This window comes from Plantactinospora mayteni (assembly GCF_016862935.1).
In the GTDB taxonomy this organism is placed as follows: domain Bacteria; phylum Actinomycetota; class Actinomycetes; order Mycobacteriales; family Micromonosporaceae; genus Plantactinospora; species Plantactinospora mayteni.
Window position 1 is genome coordinate 296,760 of the sequence record NZ_BONX01000036.1, and the last position, 19,052, is coordinate 315,811.

General features: G+C 70.5%; 15 protein-coding genes. 4 read left to right on the forward strand and 11 right to left on the reverse strand.

From position 1 onward, the window contains the following. Positions 1 to 32: 32 nt before the first annotated feature. The 3 genes from sucD to icmB all read right to left on the reverse strand — a co-directional run bounded on the left by sucD (position 33) and on the right by icmB (position 3,047). A complete protein-coding gene (sucD, locus tag Pma05_RS26990) occupies positions 33 to 920 on the reverse strand; it encodes a succinate--CoA ligase subunit alpha (protein ID WP_203860266.1) in 888 nt (295 codons plus the stop codon). A gap of 1 nt (position 921) precedes the next feature. Beyond that, positions 922 to 2,100 carry an ADP-forming succinate--CoA ligase subunit beta gene (sucC, locus tag Pma05_RS26995; protein WP_203860267.1) on the reverse strand — a complete coding sequence of 393 codons (1,179 nt, stop codon included), beginning with the start codon at positions 2,098 to 2,100 and terminating at the stop codon, positions 922 to 924. Between the two features lie 539 nt (positions 2,101 to 2,639). Continuing rightward, positions 2,640 to 3,047, reverse strand: coding sequence for a coenzyme B12-dependent isobutyryl CoA mutase small subunit (gene icmB, locus Pma05_RS27000; protein ID WP_203860268.1), 408 nt, complete (start codon positions 3,045 to 3,047; stop codon positions 2,640 to 2,642). A gap of 602 nt (positions 3,048 to 3,649) precedes the next feature. Between icmB and Pma05_RS27005 the strand changes: the two genes are divergently transcribed. Next, the gene (locus Pma05_RS27005) at positions 3,650 to 4,378 is read left to right on the forward strand and encodes a M23 family metallopeptidase (RefSeq protein ID WP_203860269.1); all 729 of its coding nucleotides are present in this window, start codon (positions 3,650 to 3,652) and stop codon (positions 4,376 to 4,378) included. Between the two features lie 270 nt (positions 4,379 to 4,648). Further along, on the forward strand, positions 4,649 to 5,470 hold the full coding sequence (locus Pma05_RS27010; protein ID WP_203860270.1) for a M23 family metallopeptidase: 822 nt from the start codon (positions 4,649 to 4,651) through the stop codon (positions 5,468 to 5,470). Between the two features lie 51 nt (positions 5,471 to 5,521). On the opposite strand, the gene pcrA is transcribed toward Pma05_RS27010, so the two are convergent. Beyond that, positions 5,522 to 7,927 carry a DNA helicase PcrA gene (gene pcrA / locus Pma05_RS27015; protein WP_203860271.1) on the reverse strand — a complete coding sequence of 802 codons (2,406 nt, stop codon included), beginning with the start codon at positions 7,925 to 7,927 and terminating at the stop codon, positions 5,522 to 5,524. A 304-nt stretch (positions 7,928 to 8,231) separates the two neighbouring features. Between pcrA and Pma05_RS27020 the strand changes: the two genes are divergently transcribed. Continuing rightward, complete coding sequence (locus Pma05_RS27020; protein ID WP_203860272.1) at positions 8,232 to 8,561, forward strand: chorismate mutase; 330 nt, start codon at positions 8,232 to 8,234, stop codon at positions 8,559 to 8,561. A 183-nt stretch (positions 8,562 to 8,744) separates the two neighbouring features. Here the strand turns inward: Pma05_RS27020 and Pma05_RS27025 are convergent, their stop codons facing one another. The 7 genes from Pma05_RS27025 to Pma05_RS27055 form a co-directional block, all read right to left on the reverse strand. Further along, positions 8,745 to 9,770: an ABC transporter ATP-binding protein gene (locus Pma05_RS27025; RefSeq protein WP_203860273.1), complete on the reverse strand. Its 1,026-nt coding sequence runs from the start codon at positions 9,768 to 9,770 to the stop codon at positions 8,745 to 8,747. Then, positions 9,751 to 10,797: an ABC transporter ATP-binding protein gene (locus Pma05_RS27030; RefSeq protein ID WP_203860274.1), complete on the reverse strand. Its 1,047-nt coding sequence runs from the start codon at positions 10,795 to 10,797 to the stop codon at positions 9,751 to 9,753. Before Pma05_RS27030 ends, Pma05_RS27025 begins: the two co-directional genes overlap by 20 nt. Before the next feature lie 8 nt (positions 10,798 to 10,805). Further along, positions 10,806 to 11,744 (reverse strand): ABC transporter permease, encoded by a 939-nt coding sequence (locus tag Pma05_RS27035; RefSeq protein WP_203860275.1) that lies wholly within the window; start codon positions 11,742 to 11,744, stop codon positions 10,806 to 10,808. A gap of 123 nt (positions 11,745 to 11,867) precedes the next feature. Continuing rightward, positions 11,868 to 12,794: an ABC transporter permease gene (locus tag Pma05_RS27040; protein ID WP_203860309.1), complete on the reverse strand. Its 927-nt coding sequence runs from the start codon at positions 12,792 to 12,794 to the stop codon at positions 11,868 to 11,870. A 181-nt stretch (positions 12,795 to 12,975) separates the two neighbouring features. Then, a complete protein-coding gene (locus Pma05_RS27045; protein ID WP_203860276.1) occupies positions 12,976 to 14,607 on the reverse strand; it encodes a peptide ABC transporter substrate-binding protein in 1,632 nt (543 codons plus the stop codon). A gap of 473 nt (positions 14,608 to 15,080) precedes the next feature. Further along, a complete protein-coding gene (locus Pma05_RS27050) occupies positions 15,081 to 15,767 on the reverse strand; it encodes a response regulator (protein ID WP_203860277.1) in 687 nt (228 codons plus the stop codon). Positions 15,768 to 15,772: 5 nt separating this feature from the next. Further along, positions 15,773 to 17,014 (reverse strand): ATP-binding protein, encoded by a 1,242-nt coding sequence (locus Pma05_RS27055; protein WP_275414756.1) that lies wholly within the window; start codon positions 17,012 to 17,014, stop codon positions 15,773 to 15,775. Between the two features lie 208 nt (positions 17,015 to 17,222). On the opposite strand from Pma05_RS27055, the gene Pma05_RS27060 reads away from it, so the two are divergent. Next, on the forward strand, positions 17,223 to 18,887 hold the full coding sequence (locus Pma05_RS27060) for a PspC domain-containing protein (protein WP_203860278.1): 1,665 nt from the start codon (positions 17,223 to 17,225) through the stop codon (positions 18,885 to 18,887). Positions 18,888 to 19,052 lie beyond the last annotated feature (165 nt).

A 19,052-nucleotide genomic window follows, 5' to 3' on the forward strand; every position in this document is an offset into this window, starting at 1 on the left:
GACCGACCACCCCGGAACGACACGTCGACGGCTCAACTGCCGGACATCAGCTCCCGCATCAGCCGCGCGGTCTCGCTCGGAGTCTTGCCGACCTTGACTCCGACCGCCTCCAGGGCGGCCTTCTTCGCGTCGGCGGTGCCGGCCGAGCCGGAGATGATGGCCCCGGCGTGCCCCATGGTCTTGCCGGGCGGCGCGGTGAAGCCGGCGATGTATCCCACCACCGGCTTGGTGACGTTGGCCTTGATGAACTCGGCCGCCCGCTCCTCGGCGTCGCCGCCGATCTCGCCGATCATCACGATGGCGTCGGTCTCCGGGTCGGCCTGGAACGCCGCGAGCGCGTCGATGTGGGTGGTGCCGATGATCGGGTCACCACCGATGCCGACGCAGGTGGAGAAGCCGATGTCGCGCAGCTCGTACATCATCTGGTAGGTCAGGGTGCCGCTCTTGCTGACCAGGCCGATCCGGCCCGTACCGGTGATGTCGGCCGGGATGATGCCGGCGTTGGAGGCGCCCGGCGAGGCGATGCCGGGGCAGTTCGGTCCGACGATCCGGGTCCGCTCCCCCTGCGCCAGGTTGTAGGCCCAGAACGCGGCGGTGTCGTGCACCGGTACGCCCTCGGTGATCACCACGGCGAGCGGAATGCCGGCGTCGATCGCCTCGACCACGGCGCCCCGGGTGAACTGCGGCGGTACGAAGATGACGCTGACGTCGGCACCGGTGCCCGTCATCGCCTCGGCCACGTTCCCGAAGACCGGCAGTTCGGCACCGTCGACGGTGACCGTCTGGCCCGCCTTGCGCGGGTTGACCCCGCCGACCACGTTCGTACCGGCGGCCAGCATCCGCTTGGTGTGCTTCATCCCCTCGGAGCCGGTCATCCCCTGTACGACGACCTTGGACTCCTTGGTCAGCCAGATTGCCATCTCAGACCCCCGCAGCCGCGAGCTCGGCGGCCCGCTGGGCCGCGCCATCCATAGTGTCCACCCGCTGCACCAGCGGGTTGGCGGCGCCGTCGAGGATGGCCCGCCCGGCCTCCGCGTTGTTGCCGTCGAGGCGTACCACGAGGGGCTTGTCGACCGTCTCGCCGCGCTCGGCGAGCAGGGCCAGCGCCTGGATGATGCCGTTGGCGACCTCGTCGCAGGCGGTGATGCCGCCGAAGACGTTGACGAAGACGCTGCGTACCGCCGGGTCGGAGAGTACGATCTCCAGCCCGTTCGCCATCACCGCGGCGCTGGCGCCACCGCCGATGTCGAGGAAGTTCGCCGGCTTGACGCCGCCGTGCGCCTCGCCCGCGTACGCCACCACGTCGAGGGTGGACATGACCAGGCCGGCGCCGTTGCCGATGATGCCGACCTCGCCGTCCAGCTTGACGTAGTTGAGGTCCTTCTCCTTGGCCCGCTGCTCCAGCGGATCCACCGCGGCCTGGTCGACCAGCGCCTCGTGGTCGGGGTGCCGGAAGCCGGCGTTCTCGTCGAGCGTCACCTTCGCGTCGAGGCAGAGCACCGTGCCGTCGGTCGTCCGGGCCAGGGGGTTCACCTCGACCAGGGTGGCGTCCTCGGCCACGAACGCCTGCCACAGGCGTACGGCGATCGGCACGATCTGGTCGGTCAGCTCGGCGGGGAAGCCGGCGGCCTCCACGATCTGGAGCGCCTTGGCCTCGTCGACCCCGGCGTTCGCGTCGATCGCCACCTTCGCGACCCGCTCCGGCGTCTCGGCGGCCACCTGCTCGATGTCCATCCCGCCGGCCACGCTGGCGATGCAGAGGAAGGTACGGTTCGCGCGGTCGAGCAGATAGGAGAAGTAGTACTCCTCGGCGATGTCCGCGGTCACCGTCAGCATGACCTTGTTGACCGTGTGGCCCTTGATGTCCATGCCGAGGATGTCGGTGGCCCGGGCCACCGCCTCGTCCGGCCCCTCGGCGAGCTTGACCCCGCCCGCCTTGCCCCGGCCGCCGACCTTCACCTGAGCCTTGACGACCACCCGGCCGCCGAGGCGATCGGCGATCGCGCGGGCCTCCTCAGGGGTCGTCGCGACACCGCCGGCCAGCACGGGCAGCCCGTGCCGCTCGAACAGCTCACGCCCCTGGTATTCGTACAGGTCCACGATTGCGCGTCCCGTCCCGTCTCCGCGGCGCGCCGTCGCACCGCCGCCAGCGTGTGAATGAGTTTGGAGCCTGCTGTACGCACGAACAGGCCATCGGGCGCAGCCTAGCGAGGCGACCACGCCGGGCATCCACGTGGGTGCTCGGTGTGCGGTAACGCACAGCAGGCCGGCGGCCTTAGCGGGCCGGTCGGGGTGGCGCAGCGGGCCGGGCGGGGCGGGGCGGGGAAAAGATTTCCCGGGCGGCGTAACCCGGCGTAAGGGACGTCGTTGAGTCTGATGTCGGAGCGCTGGGGGAGCGCGATGACGGAGACGGCCGATGCCCTGTCGGTCGAGGGGTGGCGGCGGGGCATCGTGCATAGAGAGGCCGGACGTGTGAGGGGTGCGTCCGGCCTCTCCCCCATTTCCAGGCCGTTCCGCCCCGGAGCCGCCTGACCCAGCCCAGCCAGCCCGGCCCGGCCCTGCCTCGGAGCCGCCTGATCCCGCCGCGGAGTCGTGTGGCCCCGCTTCGGAGTCGCCTGATGGGCGGCGTGCCGTGGCGGTCAGCCGACGACCGGTTGGCCCACGTTGTTCCGGACCCACTCGACGATCGAGCCGGTGGTGGCGCCCGGGGTGAAGATCTTGGCCACCCCGAGCCGCTCCAGCTCGGGGAGGTCCGCGTCCGGGATGATCCCGCCGCCGAAGACGACCAGGTCCGCCACGTCCCGCTCGGCGAGCAGTTCCAGTACCCGGCGGAAGAGCGTCATGTGCGCCCCGGACAGTACCGAGAGGCCGATCGCGTCGGCGTCCTCCTGGATCGCCGTCTCGACGATCTGCTCGGGGGTCTGGTGCAGACCGGTGTAGATGACCTCCATGCCGGCGTCCCGCAGGGCCCGGGCGACCACCTTGGCTCCCCGGTCGTGCCCGTCCAGGCCGGGCTTGGCGACGACCACCCGGATCCGAGAACTCATCAGCGCAACACCTCTCATGGACACGACCAGAATTACCTTAACGAACGGTAACCCGCCTGGCGGTCGCCCGGGAACTCCCCCGGGCAACGAGCCCGGAAGCGGCGCGGTCCGGCGTACCTGAAAGCCGGCGTACCCGAAAGCCGGCGTACCCGAAAGCCGGCGTACCCGAAAGCGGCGTACCCGAAAGGGAGCCGGCACGCCCGGCGGGACAGCCGGCGGCGTCTCCGGAAGGACGGCCGGCGTGCCCCGGTCGACACGCCGCCCCCCGACCGGGGGAGCCCATCCGGCCATACCCCTAGGGAGTCCTCCGAGGAGGCTCCGACACGAGTCGGGTCGATGACACCCTGCTGCACTTGAGGTAACTGAGCGCTATTAACGAGGGCGATCGCAAAAGGTTGCGAGATATGGCATTCCATGACGCACAACCGCACAGCGAACCGGCAATCTGGCGCTGCGACTTGTGGCGCGCCTAGGGGTTGGTTACCGTGGCCCACGGTTGTCATCAGGTCTATGACCGGGCGACAACGCGGTCGACCGGAGTTCACCTCGATCGTCGAACATCGGTCACGGTCGCAACACTGACCCGACAACGGAGGGTGTGCGTGCGCCAGCGCCTGTCGTCTGAGCCCGATCGCTATCGAGGGCGACGCCGCGTCCCCACACCTCCGCGCAGCCGCTACGCCGCTGTCGTCACCACCGCGTTCGTCGGAGCCGGCGTCGTCGCGCTCGGCGCGGGAGCCCTGCCCGACGCCAAGGCGGTCAGCCCCTCCGCGCTGGCGGACCTGGAGAAGGCCGCCGCCACCAGCGAGGACGTGAGCGCGCGGTCCGCCGACGCCCAGCAGGCTCCGGCGTCCCGGGACCACCGGGACGACGGGCTCGCCTCCACCCTGGCCGCCGCCCCCGACGTCTGGCGGCTTCCGCTCGAGAACTACAACTTCACCTCGCCGTACGGGATGAAGTGGAACAAGCTGCACGCCGGCATCGACCTGGCCGCCCCCGAGGGGACCCCGTACAACGCGGTGCACGCGGGCACGGTGACCAAGGCCGGCTGGTTCGGCGGATACGGCTACTGCGTGATCGTCCAGCACTCCGACGGCACCGAGTCCATCTACGGGCACTCGTCGTCGCTGCTGGTCAGCGAGGGGCAGGAGGTCAAGGCCGGCGACCCGCTCGGTCTGGTCGGCAACACCGGCCACTCCTACGGCTCACACCTGCACCTTGAGCTGCATGTCAACGGCAAGCCGACCGACCCGATCCCCTACCTCCGGGACCGGAAAGTGGACATCCAGCTGAAAGTCGACGATCCGTACGCCGACGTGGCCGCCTCCTGACTCGACGTCACGCCGCTTTGCCGCCCGACCGAGACCGGTTGGGCGGTTTTCTTTTGCGCCGAGCCGGCGCGAAGTTCCCTGCGCCACACCGCGCCGGGTGACCGGTCCCACAGCCAGGTCGCGCAGCACAGGGTCCGTCAAGGGCGATTTCCGGCATAACTCCGGTGCTGACTTCCGGTCGCCGTCCGTCATCGGCAACCCGGCGCCGAGCTGGCAGCGCCGCGCCGACCACCATGTGCGGGTCCACGCCCCACCCAGAAGGGACCCGTCGTGCCGGAGACCGATCCGAACCAGCCCGAGACGACCGAGGACCGGGCCGAGGCCGAGCCCACCGCTAGCCGGCGTACCGGACCGTCCGGGGTCGCCCGGCACCGGATCGGCGGCCGGGGTCGGTACCTCGTACCCGGGCTGGTCGCCCTGCTCGGCCTCGGCGTGGCTGGTGCGGTTACGGCAGTGGTCGTCGGCGACGACCGGTCGACCGACCGGGTGTCGGTGGCCGCGGAGGAGTCGGCCCGGGCCGCCGCCGGGCAGCGTGCCGACCGGTCCGCGCGGGAGGCCACCGCCACCCCGACGGCCTCCCCGACGGCCTCCCCGACCCCGAGCGCCGCCGCGACCACCCGGCCGCCGACCACCAAGCCGAGCCGGAGCAGCGGGTCCGCGAAGGCGGCCAGCCCGACCGCGAGCCGGAAGGCCGCTGCCTGGGTCGACCCGCTGCCGGGCGCCAGTGTCACGTCCTGCTACGGGATGCGCTGGGGAGCGATGCACGCCGGGATCGACCTGGCGATGCCGGCGGAGACCCCGATCCGGGCCGCCGGAGCCGGCACGGTGGTCGAGGCCGGCTGGGCCTTCGCCGGGTACGGCATCTCGGTGGTCGTCGACCACGGCAACGGCTGGCTCACCCACTACGCCCACCAGAGCCGGACCGTGGTCAGCGTCGGGCAGCGGGTCACGCCCGGCCAGGTGATCGGGTACGAGGGTGCCACCGGCGACGTCACCGGGCCGCACCTGCACTTCGAGGTGCACAACGGGCTGTGGAACCAGGTCGACCCCGCACCGTGGATGCGAGCCCGTGGGGTGGACCTGGGCTGCTGAACCGAGCGGAGCGGGTCGCCCGGCAGCGGTCAGGACGGGCCGCCGGTGCGGTCAGAGTTTGTCGATCGGGGCGTGCCGGAGCACCAGCCAGAGCGTCTGGTCACCGAAGTCGATCTGAGCCCGGGCACCCGAACCGTGCCCCTCGACCGCCAGCACCCGGCCGAGGCCGTACCGCTGGTGGTTGACCCGGTCCCCGGCGGCGACCTTGGGCGGCTGCTTCAGCTCGCTCGCGGTGCTGAGCCGACTGCCGTCGATGCCGAGCCGTGAGGCGAGCTGGGCGGCCTTCGGCGTACCCCCGGAGAAGCCGCCGCCCCGGTGCGCGCCGGACCGGTCCTCGGCGCCGGACCGGCCACCCACGCCGCCGCCGGTCCCCGACCAGGAGGTGTAGGCGGCCCCGGTGCGCTCCCAGCGGACCAGGTCGCCCGGCAACTCGTCGACGAACCGGGATGGCGGGTTGTAGGACGGCTGCCCCCAGGCCGACCGGGTCACCGCCCGGGACAGGTAGAGCCGCTTGCGGGCCCGGGTGATCCCGACGTACGCCAGCCGGCGCTCCTCCTCCAGCTCCCGGTTGTCGCCGAGCGCCCGCAGGTGCGGGAAGACGCCGTCCTCCAGCCCGGTCAGGAAGACCACCGGGAACTCCAGCCCCTTGGCGGTGTGCAGGGTCATCAGGGTGACCACGCCCTGGTGGTCGGGGTCGTCCGACGGCACCTGGTCGGCGTCGGCGACCAGCGCGACCTGCTCCAGGAAGCCGGCCAGGGTGGCGCCGGGCACGCCCTCGTCGGCCAGCGCCTCCACCCGTTCGGTGTATTCCCGGGCGACGCTCACCAGTTCCTGGAGGTTCTCCACCCGGCCGGCGTCCTGCGGGTCGATGCTCTCCTCCAGCTCGCCGAGGTAGCCGGAGCGGGTGAGGACGGCCTCCAGCACCTCCTCCGGCAGGGCGGTGGTGGCCAGCTCCCGCAGCCCGTCCAGCAGGGTGACGAACTCGGCGATCGCGTTGGCCGACCGGGTGGAGATGCCCGGCGCCTCGGACGCCCGGCGCAGCGCGGCGCCGAACGAGATCCGGTCCCGGGTGGCCAGCGCCTCCACGCAGGCCTCGGCCCGGTCGCCGATGCCCCGGCGCGGAGTGTTCAGGATCCGCCGGATGCTCACCGTGTCGTCGTCGTTGACCACGGCGCGGAGGTACGCCAGGGCGTCCCGGACCTCCTTGCGCTCGTAGAACCGGACCCCGCCGACCACCTTGTAGGGGAGCCCGACCCGGATGAAGACCTCCTCGAAGACCCGGGACTGCGCGTTGGTGCGGTAGAAGACCGCCACGTCACCGGGGCGGGCCGCAGCGGCGTCGCAGAGCCGGTCGATCTCCCGGCCCACCCAGTCCGCCTCGGCGTGCTCGGTGTCGGCGACGTAGCCGACGATCTGCTCCCCGGCGCCCTCCTCGCTCCAGAGCCTCTTCGGCTTGCGGGAGCTGTTGCGCTCGATCACCGCGTTGGCCGCGTTGAGGATCGTCTGGGTGGAGCGGTAGTTCTGCTCCAGCAGGATCGTCCGGGCGTCGGTGAAGTCCCGCTCGAACTCCAGGATGTTCCGGATGGTGGCGCCCCGGAAGGCGTAGATCGACTGGTCGGCGTCGCCGACCACGCACAGTTCGGCCGGCTCGACCCCGGGAGTACCGCCGACCAACTCCTTGACCAGGGTGTACTGCGCGTGGTTGGTGTCCTGGTATTCGTCGACCAACACGTGCCGGAAGCGGCGGCGGTAGCTCTCCGCGACGTGCGGGTGCGACTGGAGCAGGTGCACCGTGGTCATGATCAGGTCGTCGAAGTCGAGGGCGTGCGCCTCGGTCAGCCGCCGCTGGTAGAGCGTGTACGCCTCGGCCAGCGCCCGCTCGTTCGGCCCCTTCGCCCGGGCGGCGAACGTCTCCGGGTCGGTCAGCTCGTTCTTCAGGTTCGACACCTGGGTGATCAGGCCCCGGGCCGGATAGCGCTTCGGGTCGAGGTCCAGCTCCCGGGTGACCATCTGCATCAGCCGGCGCGAGTCGTCGGCGTCGTAGATCGAGAACGTCGACTTCAGGCCGGCGTGCTCGTGCTCGGCCCGGAGGATGCGTACGCAGGCGGAGTGGAACGTCGACACCCACATCAGCCGGGCTCTCGGCCCGACCAGCGCGGCGACCCGGTCCTTCATCTCCCCGGCGGCCTTGTTGGTGAAGGTGATCGCGATGATCTGCCCCGGATGCACGTCCCGGGCGGCGAGCAGGTAGGCGATCCGGTGGGTCAGCACCCGGGTCTTGCCCGAGCCGGCGCCCGCCACGATCAGCAGCGGTGCCCCGGAGTGGGTCACCGCATCCCGCTGTGGCCCGTTCAGCCCGGCCAGCAGGGCCTGCGGGTCGAGGCCGGACGGCCGGCGCCGGGGCGCGTCCTGGGCCGGAGGGACGGAGGGCGGCGGGGGTTCGAAGAGAGCATGCATCGCCTGGCGAGTCTATGCCGCCGGGGAGACAACGTACGCCTCCGCCGGGCCCGTACCCGGTCGGCCGGATTGTTCCCGCAGGTCGGGTACCCGGGCATTGCCGATCCGCTTGCCAAGACACCGGGGGCTGGGCATACTCAACCCGTGATCCATCGGGCGCAGTCCTACTTTTACTACGGCTCCGGGAGTCCGGCAGCCGTAGGTCGCGCCTGAACATGACCTACGAAAAGCCCCGGGCTCCTGGAGCCCGGGGCTTTCGCGTCGGGATCCAGGCACCGGGGACCTAGCTGGCAAGGAGGACCCCATGGCGGCAGAGGTGGCAGCAGAGGTGGCAGAGCTTCCCGCCGAGGCGAACGACGCCGAACCCGAGACCGGGACGAGCGCGCCGGACGCCTCACAGCACATCCTCGGGCTGCGGGAGCGGATCGACGAGATCGACCGTGAGCTGATCGCCCTCTGGCAGGAGCGCGCCGCGCTCTCCCAGCAGGTCGGCCGGACCCGGATGGCCTCCGGCGGCACCCGGCTGGTCCTCTCCCGGGAGCGGGAGATCCTGGACCGGTTCCGGGAGGCGCTCGGCGCCGACGGTACCCAGCTCGCCCTGCTGCTGCTCCGGGCCGGCCGCGGCCCGCTCTGAGCCGTACTCCGGGCGGGTCTGGTTCGGCGACCGGCCGGTCACCGGCAGCCGTGGGCGGCCCGGACAGACGCGAGCCCGGGACGCCGGCCGCATGGATGACGGCCCGCGCCCCGGGCACTGAGGAGGCGTTCTTCTAGCACCGGTGGTTGGCCGGGTCAGGCACACCACCGGCGTCTGACCGGTCTACTCGACCGCGTGCACCACGTCCCGCTCCTCGGCGAAATGACAAGCGCTCGGGTGCGCCGAATGCTCCCGATCCGCCAGTGCCGGCTCCTGGCTGGCGCAGATGTCCTGCGCCTTCCAGCACCGGGTGCGGAACCGGCAGCCCGACGGCGGGTTGGCCGGCGACGGCACGTCACCCTCCAGGACGATCTGGTCCCGCTGGCCGCGCAGGGTCGGGTCCGGCACCGGCACCGCCGAGAGCAGCGCCTGGGTGTACGGATGCGTCGGCCGCTCGTAGATCTCGTCCTCGACACCGATCTCGACGACCTTGCCGAGGTACATCACGGCCACCCGGTCGGCGATGTGCCGCACCACCGACAGGTCGTGCGCGATGAAGATGTACGACAGCCCCAGCTCGTCCTGCAACCGCTCCAGCAGGTTGATCACCTGCGCCTGGATCGACACGTCCAGCGCCGAGACCGGCTCGTCACAGACGATGATCTCCGGCTTGAGCGCCAGCGCCCGGGCGATCCCGATCCGCTGCCGCTGCCCACCCGAGAACTGGTGCGGATAGCGGTTGATGTGCTCCGGGTTCAACCCGACCAGGTCGAGCAGTTCCCGGACCCGCTGCTTCCGCTCGGCGGCCGGCACGACCTCCGGGTGGATGTCGAACGGCTCGCCGATGATGTCGCCGACCGTCATCCGCGGGTTCAACGAGGTGTACGGGTCCTGCAACACCATCTGGATGTTGCGCCGGGCCTTGCGCAGCTCGCCGCCGGAGAGCCGGGTCATGTCCTGGCCCCGGACGTTGATCGCGCCACTGGTCGGCTTCTCCAGCCCGACCAGCAGCTTGGCCAGCGTCGACTTGCCGCAACCGGACTCGCCCACCACGCCGAGGGTCTCGCCCCGGCGCAGTTGCAGGTCGACGCCGTCGACCGCGCGTACCGCACCGATCTTCTTCTGGAAGACGATGCCCCGGGTGATCGGGAAGTGCTTGACCAGCTCGTGGGTCTCCAGCACGACCTCGTTACTTGACGGCTGGCTCATCGCCGACCACCTCCGTCCAGAAATGGCACCGCGCCGTCCGAGCCGGATCCACCTCGTACTGCGGCGGCGACGGGTCGGCCCGGCACACGTCGCGGGCGTACGCGCACCGCGGGTGGAACGGGCAGCCGGCCGGGATCCGGGTCAGGTTGGGCGGCAGTCCCTTGATCACGTTGAGCTGCTGCCCCTTGAGGTCCAGCCGGGGAATCGACTCCAGCAGGGCCTTGGTGTACGGGTGCGCCGGCCGGGCGTAGATGTCCAGTACCGGCGCCTCCTCGACCACCTTCCCGGCGTACATCACCGAGATCCGGTCGGCCACGTCGGCGACCACCCCCATGTCGTGGGTGATCAGGATCAGCCCCATGTTCCGTTCCCGCCGCAGCTCGGCGAGGAGGTTCATGATCTGGGCCTGCACCGTCACGTCCAGCGCGGTGGTCGGCTCGTCCGCGATCAGCACCTTCGGGTCCAGCGCCAGCGCCATCGCGATCATGACGCGCTGCCGCATGCCACCGGAGAACTGGTGCGGATAGTCGTTGATCCGCTGCCGGGCGGCCGGGATCTTGACCAGGTCGAGCAGTTCGATCGACCGCTTCCGGGCGTCCTGCCGGGACATCCCGCGATGCACCCGGAACAGCTCGGCGATCTGCCAGCCGACCGGGAAGACCGGGTTCAGCGCGGAGAGCGCGTCCTGGAAGATCATCGCGACGTGGTTGGCGCGTACCCTGCGGCGCTGCTCCTCGGGGAGCTTGAGCAGGTCGACGCCGCGGTAGCGGATCGCACCTCCGGTGACGAACCCGGGCGGCGTGTCGAGGATGCCCATGATCGCCTGGGCGGTGACGGACTTGCCACAGCCGGACTCACCCAGGATCGCCAGCGTCTCGCCGGGATCCAGGTGCAGGTCCACCCCGTTGATCGCGCGGGCGATCCCGACCTGGGTACGGAACTCGACGTGCAGACCCTCGACCTCCAGCAGCCGGGCGGACGAGTCCAACCCGGGCAGGACGTCGATCTCTGCCTTGATATCGGTCATGGGTCAGCTCACCGCAGCCTCGGGTCGAAGGCGTCGCGGATCGCGTCGCCGAGCATGATGAACGCCAGCACGGTCATCGCCAGGAAGATCGACGGCCAGACCAGCGGGGTGGCCGTCTCCCGGACGTACGGCGCCGCCGTCGAGATGTCGATCCCCCAGGAGATCGCGTTCCCCTTCAGACCGACGCCGAGGAAGGTCAGGGTGGCCTCGGTGGAGATGTTGACCCCGAGCAGGATGGTCAGCACCACCACGAACGGCGCCGCCGCGTTCGGCAGGATGTGCCGGAACATCAGCCGGCCGGGACCGGCTCCGAGCATCCGGGCCGCCGCCACGTAGTCCTGGTTCTTCGCCGAGATGACCGACGACCGCATGATCCGGGCGCCGGTGGTCCAGGTCAGCACACCGAGGGTGAAGACCACCGCCCAGAAGCCCGTGTCCTGCGGGTCGGCGGAGAGCCGCCGGGCCAGCACGATCGCCGCGAGCAGGGTGGGGATGCCCAGCACGATGTCGATGCCCCGGGCGAGCACGGCGTCGATCCAGCCGCCGAAGTAGCCGGCCGCCATGCCCACGATCAGGCCGATCACCCCGGCGATGATGGTCGCGAAGAGGCCGATCAGCACCGAGTTGCGGGCGCCGTAGATCGTCCGGGCGTAGACGTCGCAGCCCTGGAAGTTGTAGCCGAAGATGGCCGAGCCGCTCGGCCCCTGGTGCTGCCGGGACAGCGCGCACGCGTCCGGGTCGGCCGAGGTGAACAGGCTCGGGAAGGCCGCCATCACGACGACCAGTACCACCAGGACGGCGGCGGCCCAGAAGATCCAGTTACGCCGCAGGTCGTCCCAGGCATCCCCGGTCAGACTGCGTGGCTTCTCCGGGCCGCCGTCCGGCGACACCGGCACACCGGCGGCGCCGGGTACCTCCGCCTGGGCGACGGATTCGACGTTACTCATCGGACGCCTCGCTTACTCATGCCGCCACCGCGCTCCGCCCGGCGACGCCACGAGGACAGATTCACACTGACCTGACTGATTCGTTCGGTTGACTCACTGAGCTGACCGATTCGTTCGCTTCGCTCACTCATAGCGGATCCTCGGGTCGAGTACCGCGTACAACAGATCGACGACCAGGTTGACCACCAGGAAGACGATCACCAGGATGCTGACGAAGCCGACCACCAGCGGGCCGTCCTCGGTCCGGATCCCACGGAACAGGTTGAAGCCGACGCCCGGGATGTTGAAGACACCCTCGGTGACGATCGCCCCGGCCATCAGGTTGCCCAGGTCGACACCGATCAGCGTCACGACCGGGATCAGCGAGTTGCGCAGTACGTGCACGCCGATCACCCGCCGGTTCGCCAGTCCCTTGGCCCGGGCGGTACGGACGTAGTCCGAGCGGAGGTTCTCCGCCACCGAGGCCCGGGTGACCCGGATCTGGGTGGCGATCACCAGACAGCTCAACACCACCGCCGGCAGGATGAGTTGGTAGAACCCCGGTTCGGCACCGGCTGTCGCCGGGAACCAGTGCAACTGCACCCCGAAGAGGAGTTGCGCCAGCGGGGCCAGCACCACGATCGGCAGGGAGAGCAGCACCAGCGTGATGATCAGCGTGGTGGTGTCGAAGATCCCGCCGCGACGGATGCCGGAGACGATGCCGGCGGTGACGGCGACGAGCGCCGAGATGATGATCGCGAAGACCGCCAGCCGGATGGTCACCGGCCAGGCCTGCTGCATCATCTCGCTGATCGGCCGGTTGGTCAGTGAGATCCCGAAGTCCCCGGTGAGCAGGCCACGCATGTAGTGGCCATATTGGAGGATGAACGGGTCGTCCAGATGATACCTTTCGGTGAGCGCCTGCCGGACGTTCTCCGGTAGCGGGCGCTCACCCGCCAGGGCCTGGAGCGGGTCGTCCTGGTTGGCGAACATCAGCGCGTACACGATGAAGGTGGCCCCGAAAAACGTCAGGACCCCTTGCAGCACGCGCCGCACGAAGTAGCGGAACATATCCAAGTCCTTAGAGACGAGCATCGGTGACTGCCTGGTGGGCAGCAGACCGTGATGCAGCACGGTAGCGACCGCAGCCTCACCGGTCCCGGTCGCCGGGGCCGGTGAGGCTCGTACGGACGGTCCGATCGACCCAGGCTAGGCCGGGTGGACCGGACCGTCCGTCGCTGGAGCAGTCAGGTCAGCTCGTGGCCTCGATCTTGAGGATCTCGACCTTCTGGAACTTGTCGACCTCGACGTTCTTGACCCGCTCCGAGTGGCCGAAGACGTTCTGGCCGAGCCGCAGCGGAATCACCGGCATGTCCCGGGCGAGGATGTCCTCGGCCTGCTGCCAGAGCTTGATGGCCTCGTCCTCGGTCGGCGCGGCCGAGCCCTGCTTGACCAGGTTGTCGAACTCCGGGTTGCTGTAGCCGTAGTAGTTCGACGAACCGCCGGTCCCGTACAGCGGGCCGAGGTAGTTCTCCATCAGCGGGTAGTCCATGATCCAGCCGAGCCGGATCATGCCGACGTCTTCCTTGTTCTCGACCTTGGTGAGCAGGTCGGCGAACTTCGGCTCGCCGACACCGACGCAGTCCACGCCCAGGTTGGTCTTGAGCTGGTTGCAGGTCGCGTCCACCCACGCCTTGTGACCACCGTCGGCGTTGTAGGTGATCTTGATCTGCTTCGGGCCGCCGGCAGCGTCGTACGCCGCCTTGGCCTTGGCCGGGTCGTAGGTGCAGGCCTCGCCGCAGCTGTTCTCGCGGTAGCCGGCCACCGCCGGGGAGACGAACGACGTCGCCGGGGTCTGCGAGCCACGGAAGACGTTGTCGGTGATCTCCTTGCGGTTGATCGCCATCGAGATCGCCTTACGGACCTCGACCTTCGAGTACTGCGAGAGGAAGGTCGGGAAGCCGACGAACTGGAAGACCGAGTTCGAGCTGGTCTTGAAGCGGTCACCCAGGTCGGCCGGGGCGGTGGCCAGGTTCTCGATCGGAATCTGGGTCACCACGTCCAGGGCGCCACCCATCAGGTCGGCGTACTGGGCGGTCTGCTCCTGGTAGATCTTGTAGGTGACGCCGCCCACCTTCGGCTTCTCACCCGGGTAGGCGTCGTAGCGCTCGACCTCGATCTTCGAGTCGTGCTGCCAGGTGCCCTTGATCTTGAACGGGCCGTTGCCGATCGGGGCCTGCTCGTAGTCCTCCTTGAGCACGCCCTCGGAGGCCCACGCCGCCGCGGGCAGCGGGTAGAAGGTGGTGTAGCCCATGACCGAGCGCCAGCCGGAGAACGGCTCGCTCAGCGTGACGGTGAAGGTCAGGTCGTCGACCTTCTTCAGACCGGTCAGGGTCTTCGCCTTCGGGTCCGGAGCCTTCTGCGGGCCGTCGCCGTCCGGGTCCTCGGACTGGAGGTCCTTGTAGCCCTCGACCCGCTCCATGAAGTAGGAGCCGCCGTTGCCGTTCGGGCCGTACGCCGCGTGGTTCCAGGCGTTGATGTAGTTGTCGGCGCCGACCTTCTCACCGTTGTGGAAGGTGTAGCCGTCCTTGAGCTTGACCGTCCAGACCTTGTTGTCGGTCGACTCGACCGACTCCGCGGCAACCGTGTACGGCTTGTTGTCGGCGTCGAAGTCCACCAGCGGGCTGAAGAGTGCGGCCAGCACCTCGGCACCGTTGGACTCGGTGGTGTTGGAGGGGATCAGGTGCTGGGGCTCGCCGATGCCGATCGAGACCAGGGCGTCAGCCGCCGAGGTCTCGTCGTCGCCGCCACCGCTGCAGCCTGCCGCCAACAACATTATGGCGGTCGCTCCGACCGCCATCTTTAACGGGAATTGCCCGCGCATGAGTGAAGCCTCCTCAGGGCGCTCACGAGGGACTGTGAGGTGACTGACACTGTGACACTGAGCCGCCTAGCGCGGAAAGGTGCCGTTATCAACCCGTTAGTTGCCGGCAATGTTTCAGGCGTGTGCCAGACCCCTCGGGCGCTCCGCCGAACACGGCTCTGACCAGGCAAAACGTCACCGACGCGGTATGCCCCGGCGACTGCCCGCACGGCTCCGTGTGACCTTCCCCGCGTCACCGTGGGCGCTCTCCGATGTCAAGCGCATACCTACCGTACTCGTCCGTTTGGACGATAGGGAAGAGCGAACCGGAGGCCCGACAGAGGGCCGGATAGTGGGAGCCATCGATGCAGCGTATCTGATCGTCACCGGGCGGACACCCACCGCTCGGCCGAGGCCGTACCGGTGGATCCGCCAAATGCCGGACCGGCGATCCGGCCGCCAACGCGCACGGTGCCGGCGCGGGGTCGACGGGCTCAGACCAGCCGGCGGTCGGCGGCCCACCGGGACAGCTCGTAGCGGTTGGACATCTGGAGCTTGCGCAGCACGTTCGAGACGTGCGTCTCCACCGTCTTGATCGAGATGAACAGCTCCTTGGCGATCTCCTTGTACGCGTAGCCGCGGGCCAGCAGCCGGAGCACCTCCCGCTCGCGGTTGGTGAGCTGGTCCAGCTCGGGATCGGCGACCGGCGCGTCCGGCCGGGAGGCGAAGGAGTCCAGCACGAACCCGGCCAGCCGGGGACTGAACACCGCGTCACCGTCGGCGACCCGACGGATCGCGGCGGTCAGCTCGTCCGGCGAGATGGTCTTGGTGACATACCCCCGGGCACCGGCCCGGATCAGCCCTATCACGTCCTCGGCGGCGTCGGAGACGCTGAGCGCCAGGAACCGCACCTCCGGCCGGGTACGCCGGACCGCCTCCAGCACCGCGCGACCGCCTCCGTCCGGCATGTGCACGTCGAGCAGCACCACGTCCGGCTCGGTGGCGGAGATCCGGCTGATCGCCTCGGCCACCGTGCTGGCCTCGCCGACCACCTCGACATGTGTCCCCAACTCGGCGCGTACGCCGGCCCGGAACATCGCGTGATCGTCGACGAGGAAGACCCGCAGCAGCCGCGGCTCGGGCGTGCCGTCGTTCCGCGTCGGCTCCGTCGGCTCGACCATGATCGTTACCTGTCCTTCCCTGGTGCCGCGCCCTCCCGGGGTATCGGGAGGAAGAGTCTCACCTCGGTGCCGTCCCCCGGCGTACTGCGGATCTCGGCCCGCCCGCCGTGTCGCTTCATCCGCCCGATGATCGAGCCGCGTACGCCGTGCCGGTGGTCCTCAACCGTAGTCGGATCGAATCCCGCGCCGCGATCGCGGACGAAGACACTCACCTGCTCCGGCTCGACCTCGGCATAGAGCGAGACGGTCTGCACCTTGGCGTGCCGGGCCGCGTTGACCAGCGCCTCCCGGGCCGCGGCCACCAGCGCGCCGACCCGCTCGTCGGTCTCCCGGTCCCCGACCACCACCGCCTCCACGGTGATCGCGAAGGTGTCCTCCACCTCGGCGGCGGCCTGCTCCAGCGCGGCGGCGAAGCGCTCGTTCGGCGAGCCGGCCGGCTTGTAGAGCCAGCTCCGCAACGAGCGCTCCTGCCCCCGGGCGAGCCGCTGCACCGCCTTGACGTCGGCCGCGTTGCGCTGGATCAGGGCGAGGGTGTGCAGCACCTGGTCGTGGATCATCGCGGCCAGCTCGGCCCGCTCCTGCTCCCGGATCCGCCCCTCCCGCTCGGTCCGGAGCTGGTTGTAGGTCCGCCAGAGCACCGGGGCGGCCACCACGCCGACCCCGGCGAGCGCGACCAGGGCGAAGATCACCCCGTTGATCACCGCGTCGAAGTTGCCCTGCGGGCGGTAGACCGCCACCACCCCGATCAGACCGACCGCGACCAGCACTCCGCCGCCGATGAACCGCAGTACGAAGGCCCGCCGGTCGCTCTCCGCCACCACCGCCCCGAGCCACGGCACCGGCAGCGACCGGTCCCAGTGCCAGCGGCGCTCGGGCGCGGACTGGTGCCAGATCACCCCGGCGCCGACCGCGATGATCGACACCAGCCAGCCGGCCGTTCCGGCCACCCCGTCGGACTTGAAGGCGAGCACCTCGATCAGGATCACGGCGAGCCCGATGGCCACGAACGGCAGCAGTTGGAAGACGTTGCGCCTTGGCGGGGTACCACCGGGCAGCGGGGGCACCACCGCCCAGAACGCCGCGTAGAGCAGCAGGCCGAGCCCGCTGAACCCGAGCAGCAGGAGGAACGCCAGGCGTACCCACACCGCCCGGATGCCCAGGTGCAGGGCGATTCCGGCAGCCACGCCGGCGACCATCCGGTGGTCGCGGGCGCGGTAGAGGCGGGCTGGCTCGGTCGTGGCGCGGATCTTCGTACTCCTCGTCGTCTCGGGCGGCGGGGGTGACGTGCGGCGGACCTGCCGCGGCGCGTACGGTTCCACCGACGCTCCGATCGTCACACGTTCGCGGGCTCAGCAGCCATGGGGACTCCCCGGACTTCGCGCGCGGGATATCTCAGGGTGGGCTCAGGGTTCTCGCCTGAGGCCGGCCGGACCTGCGACGGCGGAGGATCGGAGCATGACCGAAGACGCTGCCGCCGCCCGTGGAACGCCCGGTCCGGTGGGCGGCCCCGACCGCGCGGACAGCCCCGGCCCGACCCCGGAGGCACCCGGCACACCGGGACCCGCAGCCGGCCCGGCGTGGGCCCCGCCACCGGACGCACCGCCACCGGGTAGCGCCTGGCCACCCCCGCCCGGCGCGACCCCGCCACCCGGGCCGCCACCTGGGCCCGGCGGGCCACCACCACCCGGCACGACCCCGCCACCCGGGCCCGGCGCGTCACCACCCCCCGGGCCGCCGGCGGAGTTCGGGTTCACCTACCGGTACGGGCTCGTCCGGCCGACCGAGGGACGCTACCTGGCCGGGGTCTGCGCCGCGATCGGCCGGGCCACGAACAGCGACCCGATCCTCTGGCGGGTCCTCCTCGCCGTACTCGGCTTCTTCGGCGGGATCGGCCTGCTGGTCTACCTCGCCGCCTGGCTGATCATCCCGTCCGAGGGCGACACCGCCTCGCCGGTCGAGTCGATGCTGGGCCGGGGCCGGTCGAGCATGTCCCCGGTCACCGTGCTGGTGCTCGGCATCCTCGCCGCGGTGATGTTCGGCTTCATCGTGACCGACACCTACCGGGCCATCCTGCTCGGCGCGGCCGTCCTGATCGGCGGGGCGCTGCTGCTCAACCGGGACCGGAACCGGACCGGGCCGTACTGGCGACCGGGTGCCGGGCCACCGCCGCCGCCGGGCTATCCGCCGCCCGGGCCCGGCCAGCCGGTACCCCCGCCGGGCGCGCCCGGACATCCGGGCTGGTACCCGCCGGCACCGCAGCCGCCGCCCGCACCGGGCTACCCCGGCGGACCCGCGATGGCCGCCCCGGCCCCGCCGCCCCCCGCCTGGCCGGCGAGCCCGCCACCGGTGGCCGTACCGACCGGACCGCCGCATCCGGGCGTACCTCCCATGCCGCCCATGCCGCCCGTGCCGGGGGGCTACCGGGCACCGTTCGCGCCGCACGGCCCGTACGCCGTCCGGCCGGCTCCGGCCCCGCCGCCACCGCCGAAGCCGAAGCAGCCGAAGCGGCCACGGGAGCGGTCCGCGCTGGGGGCCGCCACCTTCTCGATGATCTTCGTGGCGATCGGCCTGGTCGCGATCCTGGACCTGACCAACGCGATCCAGGTCATGCCGTCCACCTACTTCGCCGCCGTCCTGGTGACCATCGCCCTCGGGCTGCTGGTCGGGGCCTGGTTCGGCCGGGCCCGCTGGCTGATCGCCCTCGGGCTGGTCGCGGCCTGCGCCCTGGGCATCTCCACGGTCGCCGAGTCCTACACCCGGCTGCGCGGCGAGGAGGACGTGCTCTGGGTACCGGCCAGCTACGAGGTGATGGCCGACCGCTACGAGACCCGGTTGGGCAAGGCCACCCTCGACCTGACCCGGATCGACTTCACCAACCGGGATGCCCGGGTGAGCGTGGAGGTCGACCTCGGCGAGGTGAAGGTGATCCTGCCGCCCACCGTCGACGTGACCGTACGACTCGACGTGAACGCGGGCGACGCCCTGGTACTGGACCGCAGGTACGGCAACTTCGACGGCAGTGAACGGGAGGTGACCGATCTTGGCGAGGACGGCCCCGGTGGCGGGAAGTTGCTGCTCGACCTGTCGGTCAACGCCGCCACCGCGGAGGTGACTCGTTAACGCTTCCCCACGGCTGGAAGCCGGGGGATTTCTGGCTCAGACCGCACGAGACCACCGTTCCGGGAGGAGGTGATCGCATGTCTCACGTCGTCGGCGCCAGCACGGCCGCGTTATGCCGTGGCGAGGATCGTCCTCGCGGCGTTCCGGTCCCGACACGCGGTGTAT